Here is an 8123-nt window from a genome sequence, read left to right on the forward strand (position 1 = left end):
TGGAACATTTGCGAACTAAGGTTGCTGAACTTCTTGCTCAACTAACTTCTCAAGTGGCTGCTTCTCTGACTGGCTATGATTTCATTTTGAATGCCCTATCTGTCGCAAACATTTTTTGAATTGGTATTAACCGAGCAGTATTGAAGTAAGTCCAATCATCTTGTTCGCGTAAACAATTCGCGAACACTCTTTTCTTTGTTTTACCCTCTATTTCTCCTTAACCGAGCAGTATTGAGACTTACTCGGTCGTTTCGCTTGTCTAGTGCCTCTGCAATCATCGAATGCAGTTCACCCGCTCCACCTTCAATCAGGTGTCTGTCAATCACTGCACCACTGCCGTTAAACACGGTAATCAGCCAAGTTGATGAACCGATATCGAGTGCGATCGCTAATTCTGAGGGGTCAAGCACCAGGGACGCTTCACCGAATAAGCAATGAGCGATACTACCGAATCCTTCGGGATAAATGCCTGTAACCGCGATGTCAACTGTCTTGGTGACAATGGAACGAGTTACGGGGTGCAGATGCTCAAAGGTGTGAGTGCCTTCGACTCGGCGTTTAATCTCAGTTGCCCAGCGTTCGGGGTTGTGATTGCTCAAACTAATCGAAAGTTTGACCCCCGAAGGAATGTTGAGAACTGCTAAGTCTGCAAGGATGCTTTCTAGTGCCAGTTCTGCTTTTTTCGCCTTATCTTCGTGTAACAGGGTGTGGTCAGTTTGTGCGATCGCTGCACTGCCCCAGAAAAATTGAATGTCTTTTAAGTCCAGGCGCGTTCCTTCTAAATATCGCACCCATGCCCCATCTTTAGAAATGGTTTCGTGGTGCATAATGTTTCGGTTGCGAACAAGTGAGTATGCGGCAGGCATCATGATAGAAAAATCACCGATGATTGCCTTGCCATACCCTGCACCTGAGTCTTTTCCGGCGATAAGGTCAGTTAGCCCTGATTTGCCTAACAAGTCTGCTTGAACGAGCCAATTTTTGGCATTGGTGTATGTGGTTGTCATGGTTCTGATGGTTGGTGAAAGTCTTGATTTTTCTGGCTTGGTGTTGATTTTTAGCTAAATCTAGACAAATCCAGATATCCAGTTAGGGGCAAGCCATAGCATCACTTTCTGGCTTCTATTGCCTTTGTTGGGTGGCTGTTTTTGGCTTGCATCTTTAATATAGCTCGAAAACTCGAATACTCAAGTACTCGAAAAGTAATATTTACTTATACTTTGGCGATAATTAAGAAAATTAATTAATGAGTATTTGAGCTATGGAGGAAAAGAAAAAACCAGGAAGACCATCTACCAATAAAGATGACCCTGTTTATGTCCGTGCCAGAGTGCCACGAGAACTTCACAAATCTTTCAAGCTTGCTTGCACAGAAGATGATTTGGTTATGGAAGATGTAGTAAAGGATTTGATTAAAGACTGGCTTACAAGAAGAGGCAAGAAAAATTCAGCTTAGATTTCGGAGTATTAGAGCTATATAATAAGTTAGAGTCCTGTAACTTCTCCCAATTTTCAGTTTGAGAGGAGGTGACATGAATGAAGGCAACGTACAGAACTTCAATTACTTGAAAAACTATCAACTTTTATTAAGTAATTTCAAGTAAAAGTCAGGTCTTGTTAGATAGAAGACGACCAGAAGTTCTGTAAGATCAGGCTATTACCTAAATCAAGCTTGTAAAGGAGGTAAATATACAACAGCACCAGAAATTAAAAGGGCAAAGCGCTACTAGGTAGTAAACGTTTTGCCCGACAGTAAAAACTAAATATTTCAAATTACTTGGAAGCGGGGTTTATCTCTAGACGACCAAAGAAGTGGAAGGAAGGTGAGATGTCTAACCACTAATTGGCAAAAGAGACTAGTCCGCGCTGCTTACTCATAATTATATATGAGTTGCTGTGGCAATTTATAAATTTCTGCTTGCAGATTTTGGCAAGAAAATTCATTAAATTGTTTTTATTAGCTCAAAAAAGGGCAAATTCAAGCAATACAGCGAATTATGTAGATATTAGGGTTTAGTAGCGCGATAACCCCCTCCAGATACTGAAAACCAAAGTATTTGAGGGAAAAATCCGTGATTAATAGCAACCGCGTACTTCAACCACATGAAGTTATGGGTGGGTTCGAGATGATGTCTCGCCCCTCTCACATAGAAGTCAACCATTGGAATGAATGGTTAGCCAGTGCTGTTGACCCAAAGTTAACAGCTTTAAATGTCCGTTCTCTTAGTGGCCCCTCAGTGTACGAATATCTGTTATGCGCCCTACCTCAAACTGCCAGACGTAACGATGGGCGACTGCGTGATGGCTACTTGAAACGATATGCCCACGCGGAAGCCGGTGCATGGTGGGTTAGCGGACTTGACCCGCTTAATGATTGGTTGGCGATGGACTGGGGACGGATGAAACCAGATTACCCCCGCCTTGAATGGGACAAGACAACACAGCAGCAAACTCAAAAGCCAGTCAAGTACGAGTCACCGCCCAAAACTCCCAACCGAGTTACCTACTTGAGAATGCCCCTACATTTATGGCGGTTGGTATCACTTCGTTATAACGTGCCGATGCCAGAACATATTACCGTTACCGAAGAAGGAGAAGCGTTAGGTTTTTGGGCTTGGGTAATGGCACATCCCGAAATCCCTGTAATCCTTACAGAGGGCGAGAAGAAGGCAGGTTGTCTCCTAACTTTGGGCTTTGTGGCGATCGCACTCCCTGGAATCTGGAATGGTCGAGTGGGCAAGGAGGATTTAGAACGACTTCACCCTGATTTAGTCCCAATGGCTCAAAAAGGACGTAAATTCGTTGTTCTGTTCGACTACGAAAGCAAACCCAAAACCAAACAGCAGATTTTTCAAGCCACACGCCGCACAGCTTCTGCAATTGTAGAACTTTGCTGCCAATGTGAAGTAGCGCTGCTGCCAGGGCCAGAGAAAGGAATTGACGATTGGGTTGTAGTTTTGGGTAAAAAGGCAGACAAAGCCGTGACCACGATGATTGCTGATGCCTTGAGAATCAGCGAGTACAAGCAAAGATTTTTCATCAATCGTGCCAGGGGACTCCATAAGTACAAGCCCAATGTAACGGTGAATACCCGTTATCTCTCACTTGCGATCAACTCCCTACCTCAATCGGGGTTAGTTGGTTTGGTTTCCGACATGGGAACAGGAAAGACTGAAATCTTGGCAGTTATCAGAAGAGATAACCCCCAACTCAGTTTTTTGAACAATGGACATCGGGTTACTTTGCTCAAGAATCTCAGCGATCGCTTACAAACAGCAATGTACTCCGCGATTTCTTGCGGGGATTGGGGTCAGGTAAAAGCTCTCAGCATTACCGTGGATTCTCTGTATAAAATGGCAAATGATTTACAGGCTTACGATATTCTATTTATTGATGAAGCCTGCCAGTATCTCGCTCACTTGCTGAAGTCCAAAACCTGCAAAGAACACCGGGGGGCGATTCTGGAAGTGCTTGAGTATCTAGTTTACAACGCCAAGCTGGTTGTTTTAGCTGATGCCCACCTTGATGATTTGACCATTGAGTTTTTCATGAATTTGCGACCGACTGGTGAAAAACCCTACATCATCAAAAACCTGTATCGCTCAGGTGGTCGTCAAGTTCATTGGTACGAGGGGAAAAACAGCAGCGCAATCGTTGCCGAGTTTCACGCTCAACTGATGTTGGGCAAAAAACTGATGATGGTCAGTGACAGTAAGCGCTTCATCAAAAAGTTAGAACGAGCGCTGAATGACGGTTCAACAATCGATGATAACTACGAAACACCGGAATCAGCAGAAGACCGACAGCTACGGGTGTGGGCTATTCACTCGGAAAATAGCGGTAGTAAAGAGAATGTGATTTTCATTAGGGAGATTAACATTGCCATTAAGGATCTTGACGCTTTTTTAATTACTCCCAGTCTCAGTTCAGGGGTTGACATTTCCAGCTATCATTTTGATGCCGTGTTTGGCGTGTTTCATGCTGTCTCGCAGTCGGCTACAGAATGCGCCCAGCAATTATGGCGGTATCGTCCAGATGTCCCCATGTACGTTTGGGTTGCACCGCGCCCTCCCTTTGGTTACGCCGAAACCAATGCCCGTCGCATCAAGGAAAGGATTCTTCAAACGAATGAAATGACCGCGTTTCTGATTCGCATTAACCGGGAAACGGGCAAACGTGGGGCTGAGAAGGATTGGGCATTAGATGCTAGTTGTCAGATTGAGGGGCAACGGAATTGGTCGATTAATAATTTACGGGCTGATTTGCGATCGCTATTAGAGGAAATGGGGAATACGATTATTCCTTTGGGCGACGGTGGTGATGAAGCGACTTCGCGGTGGATGAAAGCGGCGGGTATCGCCATCGATGAGGAGCATTACCGCAAAGTTGCTAACGCCAAAGATATTGATAGAAGGACTTATGCGGCTAGGCAGCACCAAGACTATCTCAAACCAGAATCCGTTTTGGAATGTGAGAAGTTCCGCATACAGGATACTTACGGGATGAGCGTAACCCCGGAACTGGTTGAGCAAGATGACGGGGGACGCTTAATTAAAAAGATTGTCGCGCTTGAAGCGATATTGGCAGCACCTGGGGAAATGGTCACTGATGAACAGGGACGGGAGTTTGTTCCACCGCCGGCTGTTGTCGTGGAGCGGGATAAATCGGAACGCGATCGCTTGGCTATTTGCACTGACTGGAGCAATCATTCTACGGCGTGGTTGATGCGTCATCGGCTGGGACTCAGGGCTGTGCTGTTGGATCTGATGGCTGGGGTTGAGATTAAAGGGGACGAGGCGATGATTCAGGCTTTGGCTGACTTCTCCAAGCGCAATGCATCTCACGTTAAAGGCATTCTTAATCTGACCATCCCGCTATCGGAGTCTGCTTTGTGGATTTTGGGGCAGTTCCTCTCGCAACTGGGTTTGTCTACTGAGTCGCGGCGACCACTGGAAGATGGACAGAGGGTTCGGTATTATCGGCTGAATACGGAGGATGTAGAGTTCGCCCAGAAGGTATTAGAGTATCGTCAAAGGCAACGGGAGGATAGGGAACGAAAGCGCCAAGAGGAGCAAGAGAAAAAAGCGGCTTATACGGCTAGGATGCAGATGCAGTATGGGATTAATCCGCCGTCCACCCCCCCCATTAATGAAGATGGAAGTAATAATCGGGGGGGTATGGACACAGATGCAGAACTCAGTGATTCTTGGTGGGAACGCGTTAAATATTACGCTCGGCTGGCGATTGAGCGGGTGGAGTACGGTGTAGAATCAGTTAAAGAATTACTCAGTACGCTAACGAGTGATGAGCGTTGCGGCGTGATGCTGGAGTTTGAGGATGTTGACCCTGATAAGTTTGCTCAACTGGTGACAGATGCCCCACAGTGGACTGAATGGATGGCGTGATTTGCCCCTGTTACACACCAGTTGACTGTTAATTCCTTAAACATTACTTGAGTCTTGTGAACAGTCCTGTAATATCCTCTTCTTCATTGATTGACTTATTTTTGAAGCCGAGCTAATTCTGAAACTTCAGAGTCTGGTGAATTCTCCGATACTTTTGCACTGTCAACCTTTAAAGAACGCAGCAATTCTCGAATCACATCGTTAATGGGTCTTCCTGTTTTTGCACAGTATTCTGACAATTTCTGTGTCTCTGTTGCCGTGAGATTTACTGTTAGCCGTTTGAGTTCTATTTGTAGCTCAAAATGAAAAACAGTTACTGGCACAAATTCGGGAAGTACCTGTAGCGGAATACAAAACTCAACGTCGTAGATTAGCGAAGGCAGTTGCTCCTCGCCAACAAAAACGTCGCCTTCATCGTAATCCAGTTAGCACAATACAATCTTTGGTCAATCAACATCAGGAACTTCTTACTGTGCTTGAGTTTCAAGCTCTTAAATACTGATTAGACAGTCAGGCCCAGTGCCCGCAAAGTGTCCGTCTTTCAATGGTCACTTAGGCTTTTGTCCGAGGCTTATCCTGATACTACTCCAGAAGAATTGTTCGCACTGCATTAACTGAAGCGTGGATGTCATAAAATCGTTGGGCTAGGTGCGTAGGCAAATAGATTCTAATTGTAGGTAACTCATTCTGCCGATAGCCATACATTCGAGCATGTTGAAGCACTGTGTCCATTTGAGGACTTTCAGCATCTCTACCGTAGTACGTAACTAACAACCTCTTGATTGTTACGCCCCGTCCTATTTCCGCGCCACCAACATAAATTGTGTGTCTTCTTGATGAATTGGGGTCAACCCCTTGATTAGTGGATGAATTGACCTCTGAAACCACGGTAGAAGCTATAGAATTGCGAATCTCGTTAATGATAGTTTGAAGCGCCGGAAGAGAAGCAAATGTTGCTTGAAGGTCTTGGTAAGCATTCACTAGTCCGTTAATGGTTGTATTGGACAGTTGTCCTCCTGGCATAAGTTCGGTCATCAGGAGGGTAACAAATTCTCTTACCAACCTTGCAGCTTGACCGTGATCAGCTTGCCTAAAGCTTGTATGTAAAAGGTATGTGTAGTTTTCTAAGTAACCTTCTAGCCTTAAAACAGCAGCACCAGTAAGAAATACAAAGAGTGAATTAACTATAGAGGTCGGTAGCTGGTTATTATTTAGGGTTGCAAGATCAATTAAGTCTACAAGACGTAGATGTGGTAGGTTACTGAAATTATCGTTTGGGAAAAAATGATTACCGCCAACGTATGCTCCTCCTGGTTCAGTCACTACTACAAAGTTCGGCTTAAATGGGTCTTGTTCATCCTGTAGTAGAAGGGATTGCGGAGTTGCGGTAGTTTGCAAAAAAGCACTAGAAATCAGTGAAGTCCTTAAAATAGTAATTTCACGATTGACTGTGCTTGGAGGAAGGTTGTTGTTGATGTTGGTATCTAAGCTCGCTTGGTCTGCCTCATCATCAATGATGATAAATGTTTCATTCTGCCGACTGAGTATCCCAATGAATTGAGAGAGGCGAGGGAGCCAAGTCGGATTTTTTGTAGAAACAAAAATAACGGGAGCATTTGGGCTGACCCCAGTGCTAAGATCGCCGAACTCCTGCTTCCCAAGAACTACAAAGCTATGTAGCGAGCTTTGAATTCGATTGAGCGTTTGCAGATATAAATCGTTCAAATCAGAAGTGAGAACGACAAAGTTTCTGTAGCCATTGTCTAGGGCTAGAGCCATAACAGTGATAATTACTGCTGTTTTACCACTTTGAATATGACCGTATATTAGCCCCTGGGTTGAACCTGCCACATCTGGAGATACACATCTATTAAGTACATCTATAGCACTTAAAAGAATATTGTCAAAATCTTGCCCAGAGATACCCTCATGCTGTTGCATGAACTGTCTTAGAGTATCAATATTGCCACCTGGTGCAATACTTCTAGGCTGACCAGGAATTAGACTACCCAATACCATGATGCGCGCTTTACGTAAATATATTCACTTAATAATGTAGTAATAATAACTAATAACGTCAACATACTTGTGACTTTACCACCATTACTAGTCGAAATCAACTGACCCTCTCATCCGTGGGGGAAAATGTTGGCTAAAGGTAGTTTGACGACATTGGCAATTAGGGGGCTAGGAGCAACTTGCCCTATAGCGACACCACAGTTTCCGCAGCTTGGTTTTTTCCAGCATGACGGAGGCGAAGATGCAAGGTGATTTCGGTATCGAGCCGCTTTAGGAAAAACAGCAGAGGTGAAGAGTGCTTATCTGAACTGTATTGACCTTTCTTGTACACCATATAAAAAACCCTGGAGAAATGCCAACTCTATCGAGATTGCAATTTATCTAGGGTTGTAAAGTATCTATTTATGTCTTGTAAAAACGTAAACTTAGTATTCCCAAAAATTTTGGGATTTGAACGTTACATAGGGGTACAGCCCAGGGCAAACGCATCTAAATATAGTACATAAATACTAATAAAGGATAAAGGCAGCGATCGCGTGTGGTATGAAGGATAAACAATGAGGCATTGATGGCAATACTGCTCGGTTAAGGAGAAATAGAGGGTAAAACAAAGAAAATAGTGTTCGCGAATTGTTTACGCGAACAAGATGATTGGACTTACTTTTTCTCTTTGAGGCTATCGTACAAGTCCACCCAATT

The 8123-nt window shown here is 44.3% G+C and carries 6 protein-coding genes; 2 read left to right on the forward strand and 4 right to left on the reverse strand.

All coding sequences use genetic code 11. The features are described 5' to 3' along the window. Positions 1-200: 200 nt before the first annotated feature. Positions 201-1007 carry a ParM/StbA family protein gene (locus LC608_RS35450; RefSeq protein ID WP_229557983.1) on the reverse strand — a complete coding sequence of 269 codons (807 nt, stop codon included), beginning with the start codon at positions 1005-1007 and terminating at the stop codon, positions 201-203. A 254-nt stretch (positions 1008-1261) separates the two neighbouring features. Between LC608_RS35450 and LC608_RS35455 the strand changes: the two genes are divergently transcribed. Beyond that, a complete protein-coding gene (locus tag LC608_RS35455) occupies positions 1262-1456 on the forward strand; it encodes a plasmid partition protein ParG (protein WP_104902315.1) in 195 nt (64 codons plus the stop codon). A gap of 670 nt (positions 1457-2126) precedes the next feature. Beyond that, positions 2127-5405: a plasmid replication protein, CyRepA1 family gene (locus LC608_RS35460; RefSeq protein ID WP_374108494.1), complete on the forward strand. Its 3279-nt coding sequence runs from the start codon at positions 2127-2129 to the stop codon at positions 5403-5405. 95 nt (positions 5406-5500) lie between these two features. On the opposite strand, the gene LC608_RS35465 is transcribed toward LC608_RS35460, so the two are convergent. From LC608_RS35465 to LC608_RS35475, 3 genes are all read right to left on the reverse strand, one after another. Beyond that, the gene (locus tag LC608_RS35465; RefSeq protein WP_308189982.1) at positions 5501-5728 is read right to left on the reverse strand and encodes a hypothetical protein; all 228 of its coding nucleotides are present in this window, start codon (positions 5726-5728) and stop codon (positions 5501-5503) included. Between the two features lie 259 nt (positions 5729-5987). Next, the gene (locus LC608_RS35470; RefSeq protein ID WP_229557985.1) at positions 5988-7424 is read right to left on the reverse strand and encodes a Z1 domain-containing protein; all 1437 of its coding nucleotides are present in this window, start codon (positions 7422-7424) and stop codon (positions 5988-5990) included. 184 nt (positions 7425-7608) lie between these two features. Next, on the reverse strand, positions 7609-7758 hold the full coding sequence (locus tag LC608_RS35475; RefSeq protein WP_229557986.1) for a hypothetical protein: 150 nt from the start codon (positions 7756-7758) through the stop codon (positions 7609-7611). Positions 7759-8123 lie beyond the last annotated feature (365 nt).

The sequence above is a fragment of the Nostoc sp. XA010 genome (genome assembly GCF_020829625.1).
Lineage (GTDB): Bacteria > Cyanobacteriota > Cyanobacteriia > Cyanobacteriales > Nostocaceae > Nostoc.